This window comes from Ureibacillus sp. GCM10028918 (assembly GCF_042666115.1).
Taxonomy (GTDB): Bacteria; Bacillota; Bacilli; order Bacillales_A; family Planococcaceae; genus Ureibacillus.
In genome coordinates this window covers 82,466-100,865 of the sequence record NZ_JBHTFK010000017.1, presented here as the reverse complement: position 1 = coordinate 100,865, position 18,400 = coordinate 82,466, and the positions used below count along the sequence as shown (strand labels likewise).

The 18,400-nt window shown below is 34.9% G+C and carries 17 protein-coding genes; 3 read left to right on the top strand and 14 right to left on the bottom strand.

The features are described from left to right. Window positions 1-285: 285 nt before the first annotated feature. Window positions 286-912: a cupin domain-containing protein gene (locus ACFQU5_RS13420; RefSeq protein ID WP_390288565.1), complete on the bottom strand. Its 627-nt coding sequence runs from the start codon at window positions 910-912 to the stop codon at window positions 286-288. Window positions 913-1,221: 309 nt separating this feature from the next. On the opposite strand from ACFQU5_RS13420, the gene ACFQU5_RS13415 reads away from it, so the two are divergent. Continuing rightward, window positions 1,222-1,593 carry a CotD family spore coat protein gene (locus ACFQU5_RS13415; protein WP_390288563.1) on the top strand — a complete coding sequence of 124 codons (372 nt, stop codon included), beginning with the start codon at window positions 1,222-1,224 and terminating at the stop codon, window positions 1,591-1,593. A gap of 83 nt (window positions 1,594-1,676) precedes the next feature. Here ACFQU5_RS13415 and ACFQU5_RS13410 read toward each other — a convergent pair whose 3' ends face one another. From ACFQU5_RS13410 to ACFQU5_RS13390, 5 genes are all read right to left on the bottom strand, one after another. After that, window positions 1,677-2,825, bottom strand: a complete 1,149-nt coding sequence (locus ACFQU5_RS13410) for a toxic anion resistance protein (protein WP_390288561.1) — start codon at window positions 2,823-2,825, stop codon at window positions 1,677-1,679. Between the two features lie 247 nt (window positions 2,826-3,072). Then, entirely contained in the window at window positions 3,073-3,855 is a 783-nt protein-coding gene (locus ACFQU5_RS13405; RefSeq protein ID WP_390288559.1) for an SDR family NAD(P)-dependent oxidoreductase, read from the bottom strand. A 78-nt stretch (window positions 3,856-3,933) separates the two neighbouring features. Then, window positions 3,934-6,075 carry a DUF2339 domain-containing protein gene (locus tag ACFQU5_RS13400; protein ID WP_390288557.1) on the bottom strand — a complete coding sequence of 714 codons (2,142 nt, stop codon included), beginning with the start codon at window positions 6,073-6,075 and terminating at the stop codon, window positions 3,934-3,936. A 237-nt stretch (window positions 6,076-6,312) separates the two neighbouring features. Continuing rightward, the gene (locus ACFQU5_RS13395) at window positions 6,313-6,420 is read right to left on the bottom strand and encodes a YjcZ family sporulation protein (protein ID WP_390288555.1); all 108 of its coding nucleotides are present in this window, start codon (window positions 6,418-6,420) and stop codon (window positions 6,313-6,315) included. A gap of 339 nt (window positions 6,421-6,759) precedes the next feature. Further along, entirely contained in the window at window positions 6,760-6,909 is a 150-nt protein-coding gene (locus ACFQU5_RS13390; protein ID WP_390288553.1) for a YjcZ family sporulation protein, read from the bottom strand. 364 nt (window positions 6,910-7,273) lie between these two features. Between ACFQU5_RS13390 and serC the strand changes: the two genes are divergently transcribed. Both serC and ACFQU5_RS13380 read left to right on the top strand, forming a co-directional pair. Beyond that, on the top strand, window positions 7,274-8,368 hold the full coding sequence (serC, locus tag ACFQU5_RS13385) for a 3-phosphoserine/phosphohydroxythreonine transaminase (RefSeq protein ID WP_390288551.1): 1,095 nt from the start codon (window positions 7,274-7,276) through the stop codon (window positions 8,366-8,368). Window positions 8,369-8,762: 394 nt separating this feature from the next. Then, a complete protein-coding gene (locus ACFQU5_RS13380; RefSeq protein ID WP_390288549.1) occupies window positions 8,763-9,695 on the top strand; it encodes a cation diffusion facilitator family transporter in 933 nt (310 codons plus the stop codon). A 533-nt stretch (window positions 9,696-10,228) separates the two neighbouring features. Here the strand turns inward: ACFQU5_RS13380 and proS are convergent. The 8 genes from proS to ACFQU5_RS13340 all read right to left on the bottom strand — a co-directional run bounded on the left by proS (window position 10,229) and on the right by ACFQU5_RS13340 (window position 18,293). Then, window positions 10,229-11,665, bottom strand: a complete 1,437-nt coding sequence (gene proS / locus ACFQU5_RS13375) for a proline--tRNA ligase (RefSeq protein ID WP_390288547.1) — start codon at window positions 11,663-11,665, stop codon at window positions 10,229-10,231. Between the two features lie 639 nt (window positions 11,666-12,304). Continuing rightward, window positions 12,305-13,345, bottom strand: coding sequence for a hypothetical protein (locus ACFQU5_RS13370; protein WP_390288545.1), 1,041 nt, complete (start codon window positions 13,343-13,345; stop codon window positions 12,305-12,307). Between the two features lie 79 nt (window positions 13,346-13,424). Further along, window positions 13,425-14,255 carry an MBL fold metallo-hydrolase gene (locus ACFQU5_RS13365; protein ID WP_390288543.1) on the bottom strand — a complete coding sequence of 277 codons (831 nt, stop codon included), beginning with the start codon at window positions 14,253-14,255 and terminating at the stop codon, window positions 13,425-13,427. A gap of 178 nt (window positions 14,256-14,433) precedes the next feature. Beyond that, window positions 14,434-14,562 (bottom strand): hypothetical protein, encoded by a 129-nt coding sequence (locus ACFQU5_RS13360; RefSeq protein ID WP_390288541.1) that lies wholly within the window; start codon window positions 14,560-14,562, stop codon window positions 14,434-14,436. Further along, the gene (locus ACFQU5_RS13355) at window positions 14,559-14,780 is read right to left on the bottom strand and encodes a hypothetical protein (protein WP_390288539.1); all 222 of its coding nucleotides are present in this window, start codon (window positions 14,778-14,780) and stop codon (window positions 14,559-14,561) included. The genes ACFQU5_RS13360 and ACFQU5_RS13355 overlap by 4 nt, the downstream gene beginning before the upstream one ends. A 459-nt stretch (window positions 14,781-15,239) precedes the next feature. Then, the gene (locus ACFQU5_RS13350) at window positions 15,240-15,515 is read right to left on the bottom strand and encodes a hypothetical protein (RefSeq protein WP_390288537.1); all 276 of its coding nucleotides are present in this window, start codon (window positions 15,513-15,515) and stop codon (window positions 15,240-15,242) included. A gap of 519 nt (window positions 15,516-16,034) precedes the next feature. Then, entirely contained in the window at window positions 16,035-16,238 is a 204-nt protein-coding gene (locus tag ACFQU5_RS13345; protein ID WP_390288535.1) for a hypothetical protein, read from the bottom strand. 108 nt (window positions 16,239-16,346) lie between these two features. After that, complete coding sequence (locus ACFQU5_RS13340; protein WP_390288533.1) at window positions 16,347-18,293, bottom strand: GTP-binding protein; 1,947 nt, start codon at window positions 18,291-18,293, stop codon at window positions 16,347-16,349. Between the last annotated feature and the right edge of the window lie 107 nt (window positions 18,294-18,400).

Here is an 18,400-nt window from a genome sequence, read left to right as displayed (position 1 = left end):
GTTCATATTTTAAAATCATGTTCCCTATATTTCAAAGGGTAGACAAAGTCGAATTTCGATTTTGTCTTTAAGTTTTTTATAAAAATAGGTACCCAGACTTTCTTGAAAACGCTTTTCAGCAAGTTTTGCTCTGCATTGAAAGCTCTGCTACAGATGAAAAGGCACGCAGGCGAATCGTTAACTCGAATAGAAAAAAACGTTCATGAGGGGAAGAGCCGGACAAAAAATACAGGATGCGAGCGTTTTTCAACGCTCTGAGACATGGTCTCCCCCATTTTTTCATCCTTAAGAATAGAATGGAAAATTCATTGGTTGATGGTTCATAGGCACGGAATAGTGTGGAGCATATGCAGGAAAGGGTTGTTGATAGTGATTATTTGGATGGCAATCTATATGTGGACCTATAAAAGTACCGGGTCTAACGGGTGCGATAGTTTGCTTCCATTGCAGTTCGTCAAGACAATACGCTTTTGCCATGATAGTTGAAGGAGTGTATTTCAATATATCTGAACCTAATATCACTTCTGGAGTATTCGAATCAAATATCGCTAAAAAATGTGTATGGTCTGCTTGTGCTTCTATGAAATGCCACCACCCTTGCGGCACATTTACTACTTGCCCAGGGGTGATTGTAAATTGCATTAATTGTTTTGAATAAGGATTAAAAATCGAAACGTTAGCACAACCAGAAATACAATAAACTAGTTCAGCTGCATTTTGGTGGTAATGAGGCTCAACAATATTGCCTTTGCTTAAAAAAGTATCCAACATCGAAAGACCTTTTAATGAATTCAATTCACTTACACCTAAAACATTAATAAAATTTTGTCGATCTTTTTTATACAGCTGACTTTTGTTTACGTCAAAATAAAATTGAGTCGATGGTGAAGAAAAATCAATTGATGAACTCATCTGTGCGTTCCCCTTTTTTACATTATTGAAAATTCACTTAGTCCTTGAGCATCGACAAATATACTGTACTGCTTTAACCACTGGCTTAAATACGTGACATTAGCCCGCCTTCATCCTATTTATCATATGTTTTTTTTCCATTTAGGTTCTTGCACAATAAATTTGGTAAGTTAAAGACTTGAAATACAGTAAATGTTAACTTTATTTATCAACTTCTTATTCTATAATAGGTATTTTATCTAGTTCCTCCTCTCTCTTGTGAATAGATTAGTAATGCACAAACTATTAATGAAGAGGAGGTTAAAGTTTATGAATCGTCGTCATCATTGTGGAGGGCGTTGCAACAACCCCATTTGCTGTCCACCAAATGTTTTTCCAACACAATATGCACCAGCACGAGTATCACCAACTCAAGAAGTTGTAAGAACGAACATCTTCAACACAGTCGTACCACATTACCACCCAGTTCATACGACAACTGTTAATAGACACAACACTCATAATCAGCATTTCTTCCCACGCACTCAATCTGTTGTGAATGAATACTCTGAAACACAAGAATTCTTCCCGCCTTATAATGCAGGAACAAGAGGCAATGCTGGATTTACCGGTAACAGTGGATTCACAGGTAACACTGGCTTTATGGGTGCACCAGTTCGTAGAAGAAGAGGATTTTTCTAGTATCTTGTTTTAGAAAAGACTCATTAATATTTCTTCAAAAAAATAGAGTACCTCCACTAAAAGTGAAGGTACTCTATTTTTACTTACATTCTTTTCAATTTTTCATACTCTAACTGTAATTGTTCAATTCGTTTTCTTCCTTCTTCTCGGTTACGTACAGTTTCTGCTTGGATTTGTTTTGTTTCTTCAATTCCTGACATAATTGTCTGCCAAGTTGTTTCAATTGTTTCGATTTTAATGCTTGGATTACCAGCTGATCGAGCAATTTCTATACTGTTTTGTCGAATATTTTCTGCATTCCGAATCAACATCTCATTAGTGCGTTTATCCAGCTCATTCATGGAATCTGCCACAAGTTTTTGACGCTGTATCGTAACTGCATGAATTAACCCCTGTTTAAAGATTGGAATAGTAGTAACAAATGCTGAGTTAATTTTACCGATTAGATGATTGTTTCCTTGCTGAATCATGCGAATTTGAGGAGCGGCTTGGAAGGAAACTTGTTGTGCCATTTCTAAATCGTACCTGCGTTGCTCTAATAGCTCCATATTCCTTCTAAGCGATTCCAGCTCCATCATCGCTTCTTGATCGCCTTCATTTGCCCTTTGCTCCAAGGCGGGAATTTGTGGTTGCAGCTGTTGCAATTTCACCTCAATTGCTGCTACGTGCTCACTCAAACTTTGAAAATAACTTAGGTTTTGGTCATACATTTGCTCAAGCTCGATTGTATTTCGTTTCATCTCCAGCTCATATTTTTGTATTTCATTGTAAATCACATCGATTTCTTTGTTCATCGTGTCGTATTTCGATAAAATTCTTTCTAACTGTTCTTTTCCCTTGTTAAATAAACGCTTTAATAATCCGCCCTTTTTTTCTTCTTTGAAATCCTGCGGGTCGAAACGATCCATAATTTTATTTAGATTATTTATAAGCTCGCTTGATTTTTCGAGCTTACTTGTCTTAATGGAAGCTAACATTTTATCTGAGAACTTTGAAATAGCTGTTGCTGTTTCTTTTCCAAACTCTAATACAGCAATTTGATTTTTCGCATCTATTTTTTCTGCAAGAGCTTGTACTTGTGGCTCTTCCTTTAAAGCGAGCTGACGTTTTTTTATTTGAGATAATTCTTCCTGACTAACAAGCTGTTGCTGTGGTATTTCAGAAAGTCCATTACCTTCAGCATTCATTTTTGAATTTAAATCATCAAATAATGGGTTTTTTACTTCTGACATTGAAATCCCCCGTTCCGTTTTATAGTAAAGTCCTTATTAGATCAAAAAATACATTCAACACTAATCTTTTACAAAAACTGCTTATAAAAAACATACGAAAAAAAGGGAAAAAAGTTTCATATTATTTTCTTTTTCAGATAGCATGACACAATTTAAATAGATTAAGTAATTGAATAAGTTTATATATGTAACAAGAAATTTTAAAGAATCCTGTTTGTATCGCACAAACAGGATCATGATTTTTCAATTATAGAGATGCTCCTGAACCGCCATCAATATTAACAGCTGTACCAGTAACATAAGAGGCGGCATCCGAGGCTAAAAATGTAATGACATTCGCCGCTTCTTCTGTATTGCCAATACGACCCAAAGGAATTGTTTTTCCGACTTCTTTAGAATACTCTTCCCAAGAAGCTTTTGGCATTTGATTTTGCCATTTATCCTCTATTTGTCGACTTCGTATCAAACCAATACAAACTGAATTTACTCGTATATTATACTTACCTAAATCTTTACTCATCGCTTTTGTTAAGGCTAGGCCTGCTGAGCGACTAACTGTAGTTGGCAAGCTTTGTGCTGGTGGTGTTTTTGCTAATACAGCTGTCAGGTTAATGATAGAGCCGCCGCTTTGTTCCTTAAGATGAGGAAGAGCATATTTAGAGCAATGAATCGCCCCAAATAATTTTAAATTTAAATCCGAATGCCATAAATCAGTGTCCACATCTTCAAATGAATGGGCAGATGATGTACCTGCATTGTTAATGACAATATTCAATTTTCCGTAATGAGCAACTACTTCTTCAATCAGTCTCTTACACTCTGTTTCGTTTGACACATCTACAGAAACAGTCAATACGTCTTTTCCGGTTTGTTCTTGGATGAATGCTTTCGCTTCTTTCAAAGTGTCCTTATTACGTGCCGCAATTGCTACATTTGCTCCCTCTTTTACAAGCTGTAAAGCCGTATATAATCCGATTCCCTTACTTGCCCCAGTAATGACTGCGACCTTATCTTTTAACCCTAAGTCCATATGCAATAACTCCTTTAAATTTCAATTATAGTTAAATTATATAAGAAAAAGGGGTTATTGTGTGAATTTTCTTGCCACTCATTTTTCTTTAGCGTTATTGGATAGGAGTCGGTTTGACAGGAATAGGCCAATTCCGCCAATCATCATGAATAATAAAGCTCGAATAATTAAATTTAAAGAAGCAAGATCGTAGAATACGAGTTTAATAATAGCAATCGCTAGTATACTGTACCCGACTACCTTTACAGCTTTAAGTTGGCCAGTCGTACTCATCCAAAGAGATATACTTGCAGTTATAAATAGTAAAAGTGTTTTACCCGTGACAACAAGGAAGTAATTGACGATACCATCAAATAAGACTTGACTTAATATTGAGTAGACAAGAAGCATTGCCCCTACAATCCCGACAGCTATCAGACTGTCTACATCTAATTTTAAACGCGATATCCAAGTTCTATATAAATAGCCCTTCATATAGATATCTCCGACAATTGCAATGATACTACATACATAAATAGCTCGGATTATAAGGTTCAGCCAAATATCAAAGCCATCTACAAAATGGTTTGGCAGAAGATTAAAGTACATCAATAAAAATGCAAAAATTAAGATGTAGCGAAGTACTCTTCCGATAAGTTTTTCTGGGACAAATAAAGAAATTAGCATGAAGGTCGCGATTACTAATGCTGTCAAATACAGATGATTACTCATTGATAAGTAAGTAAAGTCAAAAATAAATACGTAATATAAGAAATAACTAACCGGGAATATTGGGAATATGTCCAATGAAAAATTCATAGTTGCTTTTCCATCTTCACTTAGTTCAACTTTGGATTGGTTTCTTAAATATAGGAGCAATGCCATTAAATAAATGAATATGAATAGATAATTTAAATGTTCCAAAGTCCAAAATGGCTCTATTTCATCAACTATCAGATGAATGAATACGAAAAAGATAAACAATAAATTATAAGTAATTTTCATCAGCTTGGCATTCAACTTTAAAGCCAACATTAATCCCAAAAATGCGCTTAGAGGCAATAGAACCATTTCCAAATGATCGATCGCTTCTATTTCCATCACGAGGTTGAAGAGCGTTAATAATGAGAGCGTACCGGCAATATCTACAACCCTGGACTCATTACGTCTATTAGCCCAAAAAGCGAAACTTCCGTATATGAATGCAAATAATAGCAATGGCAGTGAGGAAGCATCAATCATAATATTTACCATAAGAACCGTTAGTCCACTCAAGATAAATAATAAGCCTCCATGGATTGCCCTCCATTTACTGAATGGTTTATATAAGTGCCACCAAACAAGCAGTAAAATGACATTCAGCAGGATATGGCTTAGTATATACATTCCAGCATTGTCATCATTCAGGCTCCAGATGACCTGCACTGCGATGATTGAGAAGAAATATGAAATGTACATTGCAACCGATTGGATATGTTTGATAAATACAATCTGCATGCACCCAAAAACTAATAGCACATACAGTAAAATAATTATTCCGTTAAAATTCATGTACTCTAGTAGGTAAGGTAATAGTAATGAAGTAAAAATGACGAAGATTGAGAGTACTTCGTTTTTTTTCACATAACAAATCGCAATTCCATAGGCAATATAAACCAGAGCTAATAGAAGCGCAAAATACAATCCAAGAACCTCATACAATATAGCGCCTGCTGCTGTTGTTAAAATTCCAATGATAAAAGCACCACCGTAGAGCACGATGTTAAAAATCTGTGCGGATTCTGGTCTTTTTATATCCATGAACATAGCTAGAATGATTAAACCAATAGACAAACAGTATGCCAGTACAATTTTTAATGCATTTGTAAATAACCCAAAGTCACTAATTACTTTAAGTCCCCATAGTACACCAAGAACTAAAATAATCATAAAGATTTTCGGAAGTAACCAAAGGATAATTTCTTCGAAACTACGTTGTTTTTGGGGAATTAAAGTTTTAATTTCTGGTTCGTTTTTGTCGATTGGTACTTTGATTATAGAGTCTTTTGTTTTTGCTGCTTTATTTAACTTAACCAAGTGACTTTCTTCTTCATCACTATTCCTTTTTAGTGGTAGATCCTTTTGAATCTCAACTTTTTTTACACTGCTGCTTTTAACCCCTTTTAGCTCATCCAGTTCTAAACGTAGCGCTCGAACTTCCCCTTCTAACCTTTCGATTCGCTTATCCGTTTCATTTTCCATTTAAGAACCCCTTTTTTATTTTTGATAGCACCTCTATTGTAATTGAAAATAATTCATTTTCAAGAAAAAGGTAATTAATTATTTGTTTTGATACCCATGCTTGCGACATAGCGGAATAAAAATAGCCTAATAGCATTACCAGAGAAAAACTTAGTCACTGTAATTTTTTTGAGCATAAAAAAAGCGGGTTTTAAAGCTCGATAGCTTCAAAACCCGCTTTTTTCTCTAGCCTAATTTTTAATAGTTGTTAAAGTAGTAAGCACCAACAATAATTAAAAGGATAAATAGCACAACGATTAAAACAAACTCGTTGCTGTTTTTAGAATGGCCGCCATGGCAATACATAATTTTCTCCTCCTTTGTTTGATATATTACAATTTATGTTTGCAGCTTGATTGTGACAGGGACAAATGCACAGGATTTTATAAAATAAACGAATTATCAGGAATGAAAGGAAAAAATGGAATCTGCTTAAGGGGCCAGCAGACTGTTGACAAACGCTTTCATCCTGCGTTGGTCGCCTCCCTTTTCTGGCAAGCATTTCATGTTAGTTTGGTTATTCATTACTTTTTTAGAATTACCTTAAAACCAGTGTAGACAAAGTCAAATAATCAACTTTGTCTACACTTTGGTGGATTTTCGCATGAGAATCCAGTTATATTTAAAAACTTTATGAGATGGATTTTAGTAACTTCCACCATAAAAGAATGAAGCACCAACGATGATTAAAAGAATGAATAAAACAACTAGTAGAGCAAAAGCATTGCCGTAGCTACCGTTGTTGCCATCACCACAGTAGTCGCCAACTCCACCTACGTTACTAGAGTTTCCCATGTCTTTCCCCCCTTTCAATTCAGATAGTTATAACTTATGTGAATTTAAAAATTATGCTATGGACAATTTGGAAAATTATAAAGTTTTGAATCATTACTTTTGAACTGGGATTTAATTGGAACTTTACATACTTTAAAATTTAGGCATTGCTAGATGGTTAGTACAAATTAGGATAATCCGAAAAACTTCAAAAGAGGAAAAGTTGAGGTGGACTTACTATAGTTCCAAGCAAAATTTTCTACCTTTATAGACATGGGGATTCAAAATGTCGCAAAATTCATCATTTTTTCAAAAATCAAATCCATAACTTAAAAAAAGGTATATAATTAATATATTAATTTATTATTTTTAGGGAGTGTTCAATTTGATTTCAACAAAACGTGCATACAATTTTAATGCTGGCCCATCTGCATTACCACTCGAAGTATTACAGAAAGCACAAGAAGAACTAGTAGATTTTAATAACTCAGGCATGTCTATCATGGAAATGAGTCATCGCAGTAAAGATTATGAAGCTGTACATAATGATGCAATTACCCATTTAAGATCCCTATATTCAATTCCTGATAATTACGAAGTTCTTTTCTTACAAGGGGGCGGCAGTCTTCAATTTACAATGGTGCCAATGAACTTCCTTAGCGAAGCGCAAACAGCTAGCTATATTTTAACTGGCTCTTGGTCTGAAAAAGCGATCAAAGAAGCTAAGTTGTTTGGTCAAACACAACAAGCAGCAAGTACAAAAGATAATGCTTATCGCAATATTCCAGCCTTGGAAGAGATTCAATTTAATGAAACAGATGCATATGTTCATATCACTTCGAACAATACAATTTATGGTACCCAATGGCAAGAGTTTCCTCAAACAGGTGAGGTTCCATTAATCGCGGATATGTCTAGTGATATTCTTTCTAAACCAGTGGATGTAAGCAACTTCGGCATAATATATGCTGGAGCACAAAAGAACCTTGGACCTTCAGGTGTGACGGTAGTCATTATCCGTAAAGACTTACTGGAAAAAGCAAATAAGAATATTCCTACAATGTTAAAGTATTCAACACATGCAGATGCTAACTCTTTATATAATACGCCTCCAACTTTCGGAATTTATATGTTAGGTGAAGTTCTAAAATGGGTGGAAGAAAAAGGCGGGCTTGAAGCTATTGCAAAAAATAACGAAGAAAAAGCCAAGCTTATTTATGATGTGATCGATAACAGTAATGGTTTCTACAGTGGGCATGCAACACCCGAATCTCGTTCACTCATGAACATTACTTTCCGTGTAACAAATGAAGAACTCGAAAAACAATTCCTAGCCGAAGCAAAGGAAGCAGGATTTATTGGACTAAATGGTCACCGTTCTGTTGGCGGTTGCCGTGCCTCAACGTATAACTCTGTACCAGTCGAAACATGTAAAGCACTAGCAGATTTCATGATCGCCTTCCAAAACAAACACCAATAATGCGAGTTCATCGAAGACCCAATTTATTTTGGGTCTTTTTTATATTTAATATTTTTTAAAAGCAAGTTACCTAAAGAGATTCTAAAAAAGTTATTTAGGGAGCGGGCTAAGCACACAAGTGCCGGTTTCTTATACTACCGTATATTGCACAATAACATAGCTAGTCTGTTTTATAATGGAAAACTTTGTATATATCTAGTATTTTGTCATATCTAATTTCATCATAGTCAATACAAATTCAAAAAACACAATTTCTATTTAATAGTCATACAGAGTTTATTAAACGAATACCTTTTATAAATAACAAAAATAATAGGTTTCAAAAGAGCGGACAACTTCAATCTAGAATTAGCTACCATTTCCCTCTTCGATAAACTAAAATGGAGGACTATTAATGGCTCATTCTCATTCTCATTCTCATAACCACCATCATCATCACACAAAAAATAAAAGAGCATTATTAATCAGCTTTTTCATCATTGCTTCTTTTGTCATTATCGTCTTCATCGGCGGATTATTAACCAATAGTTTAACCCTTCTTTCAGACGCTGGCCATATGTTAAGTGATGCTTTGTCATTAGGTATTGGATTACTGGCTTTTAAATTAGGGGAAAAGGCAGTAAATAGTAAAATGACATTTGGATATCAACGATTAGAGATTTTAGCTGCATTATTTAATGGAATTTTACTAGTTGGGATTGCTCTGGTCATAATCTATGAAGCATTACAAAGACTCGCGAATCCAGAAGAAATTTCAAGCTTGGGTATGCTGGCAGTAGCGATTACAGGTGCCATTGTTAATATTATTGTTGCATTCATCTTAACAAGAGCTGATACAAGAGAAAATATTAACTTAAGAGCTGCTTTTATGCATGTTATGGGGGACTTATTGGGTTCGGTTGGTGCCATTATTGCTTCGATTCTAATATTGCTATTCGGTTGGTCAATCGCTGATCCAATCGCCAGTCTGTTTATCTCCATTATTATTCTTAGAAATGGATTCGAGATTACGACTATCTCTTTCCATGTTTTAATGGAAGGGATTCCGATGAATATGGATGTTAAAAAAATACAAGATTCTCTGCTAAATATTCAGGGTGTTGTTGGTCTGCATGATTTTCATATGTGGAGTATTACCTCAGATTTCCCAACCGTCAGCTGCCATTTAGAAATTGTGCGTAACGAACATGATAAAGTAATTAAGGAAGCATTAAAAATTTTACATGATGACTTTCATATTGAACACGCTACCATTCAAGTGGAGCGTGTCAGTGCACAACTAGATCAATATGAACATCACCGTTGTAATTCATATACTAAACTTTAAAAAGTAACGCCTTATTCCATTCTATAAGGCGTTTTTATATGTAGAAATGAATGTATAAATTTCGTACCAAGAAGCAAACTGAAAAGTGAAGTTCATACTATAACAGATACCAATCATTTCTCCTTACGTAGTTTTACAATTCAACTCAAGGGAGCTGATAAATTTGACACAAGATAGATTAGAATCTTTAATCATGTCCCTAATTTATTCCCTTTGCTAAGAGAATGAACTTATAGTATGAATTCAGGTATCCGCCTATTATGGGTGGATATTTTTGTGAGTCTGGTAAGTTATTGACTAAGTTAGTTTATGCTTTTCTATGTACGGTGTATTGAGGTATATGAGATCAGAAAGTAGTCCGATTTGTCCGATTAACAGCTATTTCATAATATTCCAATTTTCGCCAACTCCTGATTTGTCCAATAGAAGTCGATTGAATAAATCTAACCAAAGCGGGCTCGCCTCTTTGTGCAATAGTGAATTGAAAAACACTGCCCTCCTTATCGAAAAAGAGAGCAGTGTTTCTTTGTTTCTTAGTATGCGCGGCCGAACCAAACTGTATGGTTTGCTTCTTTGCCACAGTTGATGCAAGTATGCTTCTGCGCAGGTGGATTGAATGGAATATTACGTGTTGTGAATTTTGTTTCGTCTTTTACATTTGTTTCACAAGCGTCGTCTCCACACCAACCAGCAAGTACCCAACCAGGGATTGTTTCGTTTTTCTCGGAATCTGCTAAGTGGTGTTTTAATTGTTCTAGTGAATCAATATGTGTATGAGAATTCTCATCACGGAATGCTTTTGCCTTATCGAAAAGACGTGTTTGCATTACTTTCAATTCATTTTCAATTGTTTCGACTACTGAACCTAATTCAACCGATTGTTTGTCAGCTTCATCACGCAACTTTAATAATACTTGATTATTTTCTAGATCACGCGGTCCAAGCTCGATTCGAACAGGTACCCCTTTAAGTTCCCACTCATTGAATTTAAAACCAGGTGATTGATCTGAATCATCTAGACGAACACGGATTCCTTTTGCTTTTAAGCCAGCAAAGATTTCATCTAATTTTTCAATGATTGCAGGGTTCTTTTTCCATGGTCCAACTGGAATTAATACAACTTGTGTTGGTGCAATCGTTGGAGGTAAAACCAACCCCTGTTCATCACCATGAACCATGATTACTGAACCAATTAATCGAGTTGATGTACCCCAAGATGTTGTATGAACATATTCGTGTTTGTTTTCCTTACTCAAAAACTTAATATCAAATGCTTCTGCAAATTTAGTACCTAAATAGTGTGAAGTACCTGCTTGTACTGCTTTCCCGTCCTTCATCATCGCTTCGATTGAATACGTATCAACCGCACCAGCAAAACGTTCCGAAGGTGTTTTTTGACCATCGTATACAGGAATCGCCAAGAAGTTTTCTACTACTTCTTTATAGATATTTAACATTTGCATTGTTTCTTTACGAGCATCGTCTTCATCAACATGTGCAGTGTGCCCTTCTTGCCATAAAAACTCGGAAGTACGGATGAATGGCAGTGTTTTCTTTTCCCAACGGAATACATTTGCCCATTGATTAATTAAAACTGGTAGGTCACGGTAGCTTTTAATCCAGTCAGAATATAGGTGGCCAATCATTGTTTCAGAAGTTGGTCGAAGTGCTAAACGTTCCTCCAATTGTTCGCCTGCAGCTTCTGTAACCCATGGAAGCTCCGGTGAAAAACCTTCTATATGATCCTTTTCTTTTTGGAAGAAAGATTCCGGAATTAACATTGGGAAGTATGCATTGCGGTGACCTGTTTCTTTAAATCGGCGATCCATTTCCCCCTGGATATGCTCCCAGAGCTCATAGCCATCAGGTTTAAAGGCGATACATCCACGTACTGGGGTATAATCCATTAAATCTGCTTTTTGAATTGTGTCAATGTACCATTTAGAAAAATCATTCGTTTGTTGTGACATCTTATTTCCTCCTAAAGTTTGAAAAACTCGGTTTATCTTGAATCTTTATGATGATTGTCCATCTTTGCACCCATGCAAATAACACACCTTTAACCTTCTGATCTGCCGTAAGTACAATTTTGATGTACTGATTTATCGTTCTGCTGCAAATTATGGTAGCTAATCTAAGTTTTGGTTATTTCCGCTCTGGTTAAACATCAAAAAAACATAGAGATGGGGTAATATACCTAGATTCCTCTAATATTTTTACAAATAAAAAGCACAAAGAGTCCTCATGACAAGGACGTCTTTGTGCGAAAATAGACGTGGTACCACCTTAGTTTGGTAACAGCAATCCACATGTAGACCATGATTGCAATTACCCTCTACGCGTTTGTAACGATAACGACTCGGCAAGTTGTGCATCTCCGTGATAGGTTTCAACAAGAAGCGGTGATATAGCTCTCAGCAGCTGCTATATTTTCTGTCTCACAATTCTTATTTACTTGGTCACATCATTGATTCAATATTTCTTATACTGTATCAAAAACAAGGAATTAATTCAATCTAAGTGTAAAATTTTCTTTTTATTTTAATATTTTCTATTTAAATTAACCACGAAAGATGGACCTTTATGAGCTATTCGTGGTAGTCGGCTATTTAATTTTTTGTCTTTTGTAATTCGTCGGCCGAACTTTGTACAATTTCCTCTACTTTTTCCTCTAAGAAATTAGTACGCTCAAACATAATGGAACGTAAATGATCCACCTGAAGTATAACTTTTTCCATTAGCCCTTCATGACTATCCTCACGACTTAATACATCCTTTTGAGTTTCTTCAATACTTATTAGTTGATCTGCAATTTGCTGATTAAATTCACTTTGTCCTTCCAACTGTAATTCTATCTTTTCATTTGCCGTAATCACTTGTTCTAAACGGGTGATCAAAGCTTCATTTAACAAAGTGAGTTCTGCTATTATTTTGACAAATTCTTTATGTTCATCTCCTACACCGTTGAGTTGCTGGACTATTTCTTTTTGTGTTTGACTTATTTGAGTAATTTGTTGCTGCAGCTCATTTTGGATATGTTGATCAATTTGATTTACTTGTGTTTGCAAATCATTTTGAATGCGTTGATCGATTTGATTTACTTGTTGCAATAGTTCATTTTGGATGCATTGGTCAATTTGATCTACTTGTTGCTGCAAATCATTTTGAATGTGTTGGTCAATTTGATTTACTTGTGTTTGCAAATCATTTTGAATGCGTTGATCGATTTGATTTACTTGTGAAAGTAGCTCATTATTGATGCGATGATCAATTTGGTTTACTTGTTGTAACAACTCATTTTGAATTCGTTGATCATAATTAATGGTTTGTTGCATAATGTTGTTTTGATCTTCTATCTTTTCTAACCAGTCAATGACTTGATGCTCCATTGCTTCTTGGTATTCTTGAAGTTCCTTTAATTCAATTATTCGTCTGTTTAGTTTTTTGTATTCGATGGCTTGATGCTGATTCCAATCATTTTGTGAATGCTGCATATGAACAAAACTAAGCTGTAATTTTCGATTTTCAATCATTTGTTGTTCGATTAACTCTGACAAATATTCTCTTCTGTACTCAACCTGATTCGGCTCTGGAATTGGTTGGGTATTACAAAACACTCCTGGGTGCTCTTTGTTGATGTAAATGGCCAATTAATGGACACCCCCTTTTATACACCTCTATAGCTTATGCGAGATATGCCTGGGAGGGTACTAAAGAAAATTGTCCATATCAAACTTTAAAAGTACTATTGGACTTTTGCAGTTCTCTTTTAATTAGAGCTGCATTTTCGTTATGGCTATTTATTTGATCTTGCCTATATTTATATCCTTGTATTAAAAACTGATGGTCTCGATCTTCATTGATAGCATTTCTAAGTTCTTGGATATAGCGGTAGGAAAGTACTTTTCTAAAGATTATTTCTTCCATAATATCTGTTGCCGTACCATGACCTGGTACAAGCAATTTGATTTTATGAAGTTCTAAAATCTTGTCTGTTTTTCCAATTGTTTGTTCGTAAGTCTCGCTATTATGATAGATAAATGGGAACTCAACATCTGATAAATAATCCCCAGCAATCCATATTCCTAACGGTTCTACCACTACAAAAATCCCATCATTTGTATGTCCCTCAGCTTTATAAAAGGTAAGCTTTGTATGTCCGATTTCAAGCACTTGTCCGTCTTCCACGACAGGAATATCAACAGTTGGGTATAGAATTGAGTAGGTACGATCCAAATAATATTGGTCATCGAAATGTCGTATTTGATTTAAGATATCTTCTTTATCTTCTCTTGTATGAAAGGCATCGCTTGCAATTACGACTGCATCTTGAAAAGCACCGGATCCAATAATGTGATCCCAATCGGAGTGTGTCAATACTAAATAAACTGGTTTATCTTTCTTAAATTTGTCAACATGCTGCCGAATTTCAAGCACTTCATTAGGCATTAAATTAGGATCGACTACTAGTATGCAATCTTCAGTTTGAATAACAAGGGATGTTGTTTTATATAATACGCTTTGAAAAACTGTTACATTATTTGTTTGATATTTTATCAAATAGCTTCACCCCTAAAGACTTTGGTTTTGAGTTATGAATGCTTCTAATCTGTCGTATTAAATGTATTGAGTATAAAAGAAGTGCACGCATCATATACATGATGGTACACTTTTTTATTTATGCTTGATTCTATTATTCTACTACTAATTTTAAAAAACTTCTTAATTATATTCTATTTTACTTTGAAAGTTTAGTTTTTACATAGTTTTCTAGTTTTTCTGCCATATGCGTCGATTCTATGGAATGATTAGAGATTTCTGAAATACTAGCAGTAGATTCTTCAGACGCAGCAGCAATATTATTCATCGTGCTTTCAACTCCATGGATTGAATGAGCCAGTTCTTGTATACCATGAACAATCTCATCAGATTTTGCCTTTCATTAGATAATAGCTGCGAAATGGTGGAAATTTCTGCTACTGTTTCAGAAACAGCCGTATATATTTTGTGTAGTGCATCTGTAGTTAATTGAACCGTTTGATTACCCTTTTCAATATACTTTTCATTTTCTTGGGAAGATATCATGACATTCCCGATACGGATCATGATTTATTAGGTAAAATTACTAAACTTGTAAAAGAGCATTTATAGATAATTCACCCTAAAAAATCTTCCAATAGTTTTATTGCACAAAAAACCGAATTTTAATAGATTACGATTAATTAATAATTTGGTATATATAACCCTTGAATATTAGTCTTCTTATTTACTGTTCCTTTTCCCTATTTTAAAACTGATTACTAAATCCGAATTTACGAAAGCTATATTCTTCATTTTCTTCTAAACAACTTTCAAATGAGGAACTCGAAAAGTCTCTAAGAAGATTAAAAGGATTAAATCATGTGACAGAACAAAATAAATTATTAAACTAATATTTTATAGTAACTTCTTTATTAGTTCCTGCTATATAAAAATAATGCAAAAAGCCCCACTAATATTAAAGTGAGGACTCTTTACATTTTGTATTTTTTGCAAGAATTTATTTTATTGTTCTTTTGGCGGTTCTACAATACCTAAGCACCATGTGAAGTTGTCCCAAGCAGAATACCAACCGTTAAACAATTCAGAAGAGTCATCCCAACGAACTTCAAATTTCTTTTTGCCTTCAGAATCGATTAAATAAAGGGCAAGTGTCGGATCAACTTTAGAAACCGCTAATTTCATTCCATCTTGTAATTGTTCTTCAGTAAATTCCACATCGGAAACTGAGCGAACCTGTGCTTGTTCAAATACTGGTTTGTTAATAATTTTATAATTCATCATAAGCCTCCAATAAAACTTTCACCTGATCTGTCCTCATTAAATTATGATAAGATCTTGAAAGTATATATTCTATTCAATTAGCAATAATACAACCTAAAATCGTGTGGTTTTGCCGTCCAATTATTTTAACATAAATACCGGCTTACTTACATTCCACTTTTGAATTTTTATTTATATTTTAAGGTGCAATTTGTTTTTTACTCTTTTTAATCGATTGCACTGGAATACTTCATTGGTTGCAGGAAGTATAATCTTCAATATTTTACTCTATTCTCTCTTAAAGATACCTTACCATTCCTGGAAGTATCATAATGAAATTTTTCATACGTTATTCACTAAAAGGTAGATAATATATTTTAAGTAAAATTCATATTTAGCTATATTCCGAATCTAAAAAAATATTAAACGATTAATAACCATCTAACAAGTAATAGAAATTAACATATTTTCCAATAATTATTTTGAAATATTATAATAAAAGCAGTGTTATTTTTTTATAACACTGCTTCAAAAATTTCATGTTAATGGTTCATTTTTCATTCTTTGTATTGCATGTTTTCGGCGTTCATTTTTTTCCTGCAGATGCTCCAGCTCTTCTTCACCGGCAAATTCCATGCTGATTTCTGCTTCTCGCATATTGTCTTTCGTATTGTTTATCATTTCTTCTCTACTAACAAATTTTTTGGGTCTTCCTGCAACATCTTGTGGGTTTTGTTTCATTGAAATAACCTCCTAATTTTAAATTACAAAATTAGTTTGTTTTTCTTTGTTTCATTTATACTACCTTAAAATAATACAATGGTTTTTGGATATATTATAAAAAGAAACTTATTTTAAACAATGCATTGCTTCTTCTGCTTCATTCCATGGAACCGAAAAACCTTTCCCTTTAGCACAAAAGATACTGGAGGAAGTATATTCGGGATCTGCATTTTTATCATAGCCAATATGTTCAATTATTTCTTCTTCGTTATGGCATAGATCGTAGCCACAGTATTGAAGAGATAAGACTCCTTTACCATTGGTATATGCAGCGAAGGTTGTACTGTAATTGAAAAAAGTTGATACTGGTACTTTCCCAATAACGGTAACCCTGTCTTCTGTCATAATGGGTGTTTCAAACGTGCCATTAGCTTGCTGGATATCTATGAGCATTCTCCCCATATACTCAATTGACGCTTTCATCTTAAACCGGTAATAAGGTTCCAACAACACATTTTCAGCTTGTTCCAGGCCCTGGCGTAGTGCACGAAATGTGGCTTCTCTGAAATCTCCACCTTCTGTATGCTTGTTATGGGCACGTCCAGTTAATAAAGTAAAGCAAATATCTGTTACAGGATATCCGGTAAGTAAACCATGGTGTTCTCGTTCAAACAAATGCTTTTCAATTAAACGTTGATGACCGACTGATAAATCATCCGCATGACATTCATTTTTAAATTGAATGCCAGAACCTCTTGCAGCTGGCTCCATTCTCAAATGTACTTCTGCGTAATGTTTCAAGGGCTCGAAGTGTCCATAGCCAATAGAGCTGTTTTGGATTGTTTCCATGTACAAGATTTTAGGATCTTCAAATTGTACGTCGATCCCAAAGCGTTCCTTCGTCACTTCAACCAATACCTCTAATTGAATAACGCCCATTACGTGAACGTTTATCTCTTGGAACTTTTCACTCCATACTACTTTTAAAGTCGGTTCTTCCAACTCAAGTATACGGAAAACTTGAAGTATTTCTTTTATATGCTCTTTCCCATTATAAACAACCTTTGCCTGTAAAGTTGGAACAAGTTCAAACTCCTTGCCTGCACTCATTTCTACTCCAATCACATCCCCAATTTGGGGATTGGATAATCCTTTAACTGCAAAGACTTCTCCCGCTGCTACTTGTTGTACGGATTCATGGCGATTCCCGTTATACAAACGAATCTCGGTTACCTTTTCCGTGACATCAGCAAATCTCAATTCATCACGGACTTTCAAAATACCGCGTAATGCTTTTATAAAAGTGATTCGATGATTCTTTTCATCATGCCGAATTTTAAACACTTGTCCTTTGAATGATGAATGATACCCAAATTCGGTTGGTGTTAGTAGAGATAATTGATCAAAAAATTCCATTACTCCAATATCCTTTAGTGCCGAACCCGCCATACAAACAAAGGCACGTTCATTTTTAATCATAGATTGTAAGGCAGCAAAAAAGGAAGCATTGTCTATTCTTCCTTCCATATATCGCTCTAATAAACATTCATCTCGTTCAGCAATCCATTCAAGAATAGTTTCGGGGATAAACTCTGGAGTCGCAAGTTCATTGATCAATATGGCATCTTCGGATAGTTCTTTATGAATAGTCTGCATGACCCCATCTATATCTGCACTTTCACGGTCCATTTTATTAATAAAAATAAAGGTCGGAACATGATATTGTCTTAATAATTGCCAAACCGTTTCTGTATGGCCCTCAATTCCATCGACAGCACTAACTATCAAGATAGCGTAATCCAAAATACGGATGGCTCTTTCCATTTCTGGAGAGAAATCGACATGTCCTGGTGTATCAATTAAAGTATATGTATCCCCTTTGTAGTGAATCCGTCCTTGTTCGGCAAAAATCGTTATGCCACGCTTGCGTTCTATGGTGTGATTGTCCAAGAATGCGTCTTTATGATCTACCCGCCCTCGTTCTTTAATACTTTCCGTGTGATAAAGGAGCTGTTCTGAAAAAGTTGTTTTTCCAGCATCCACATGAGCAAGGACGCCGATTGTTTTATACATAAAAATCCTACTTTCTAGATGTTCGATAAAATGATTGTAGCAGATTCTGAATGTTAAATTAAATAATCAAAACAATAAACCCCGTTAGAGTTGGATTGCATCTGAAT

What these genes read in the sequence shown, in the direction of transcription:
- ACFQU5_RS13420 (WP_390288565.1), bottom strand. Translation starts at nt 912, where the DNA reads ATGAGTTCATCAATTGATTTTTCTTCACCATCGACTCAATTTTATTTT.
- ACFQU5_RS13415 (WP_390288563.1), top strand. Translation starts at nt 1,222, where the DNA reads ATGAATCGTCGTCATCATTGTGGAGGGCGTTGCAACAACCCCATTTGC.
- ACFQU5_RS13410 (WP_390288561.1), bottom strand. Translation starts at nt 2,825, where the DNA reads ATGTCAGAAGTAAAAAACCCATTATTTGATGATTTAAATTCAAAAATG.
- ACFQU5_RS13405 (WP_390288559.1), bottom strand. Translation starts at nt 3,855, where the DNA reads ATGGACTTAGGGTTAAAAGATAAGGTCGCAGTCATTACTGGGGCAAGT.
- ACFQU5_RS13400 (WP_390288557.1), bottom strand. Translation starts at nt 6,075, where the DNA reads ATGGAAAATGAAACGGATAAGCGAATCGAAAGGTTAGAAGGGGAAGTT.
- ACFQU5_RS13395 (WP_390288555.1), bottom strand. Translation starts at nt 6,420, where the DNA reads ATGTATTGCCATGGCGGCCATTCTAAAAACAGCAACGAGTTTGTTTTA.
- ACFQU5_RS13390 (WP_390288553.1), bottom strand. Translation starts at nt 6,909, where the DNA reads ATGGGAAACTCTAGTAACGTAGGTGGAGTTGGCGACTACTGTGGTGAT.
- ACFQU5_RS13380 (WP_390288549.1), top strand. Translation starts at nt 8,763, where the DNA reads ATGGCTCATTCTCATTCTCATTCTCATAACCACCATCATCATCACACA.
- proS (WP_390288547.1), bottom strand. Translation starts at nt 11,665, where the DNA reads ATGTCACAACAAACGAATGATTTTTCTAAATGGTACATTGACACAATT.
- ACFQU5_RS13360 (WP_390288541.1), bottom strand. Translation starts at nt 14,562, where the DNA reads ATGAATAATATTGCTGCTGCGTCTGAAGAATCTACTGCTAGTATTTCA.
- ACFQU5_RS13355 (WP_390288539.1), bottom strand. Translation starts at nt 14,780, where the DNA reads ATGATATCTTCCCAAGAAAATGAAAAGTATATTGAAAAGGGTAATCAA.
- ACFQU5_RS13350 (WP_390288537.1), bottom strand. Translation starts at nt 15,515, where the DNA reads ATGAATTATAAAATTATTAACAAACCAGTATTTGAACAAGCACAGGTT.
- ACFQU5_RS13345 (WP_390288535.1), bottom strand. Translation starts at nt 16,238, where the DNA reads ATGAAACAAAACCCACAAGATGTTGCAGGAAGACCCAAAAAATTTGTT.
- ACFQU5_RS13340 (WP_390288533.1), bottom strand. Translation starts at nt 18,293, where the DNA reads ATGTATAAAACAATCGGCGTCCTTGCTCATGTGGATGCTGGAAAAACA.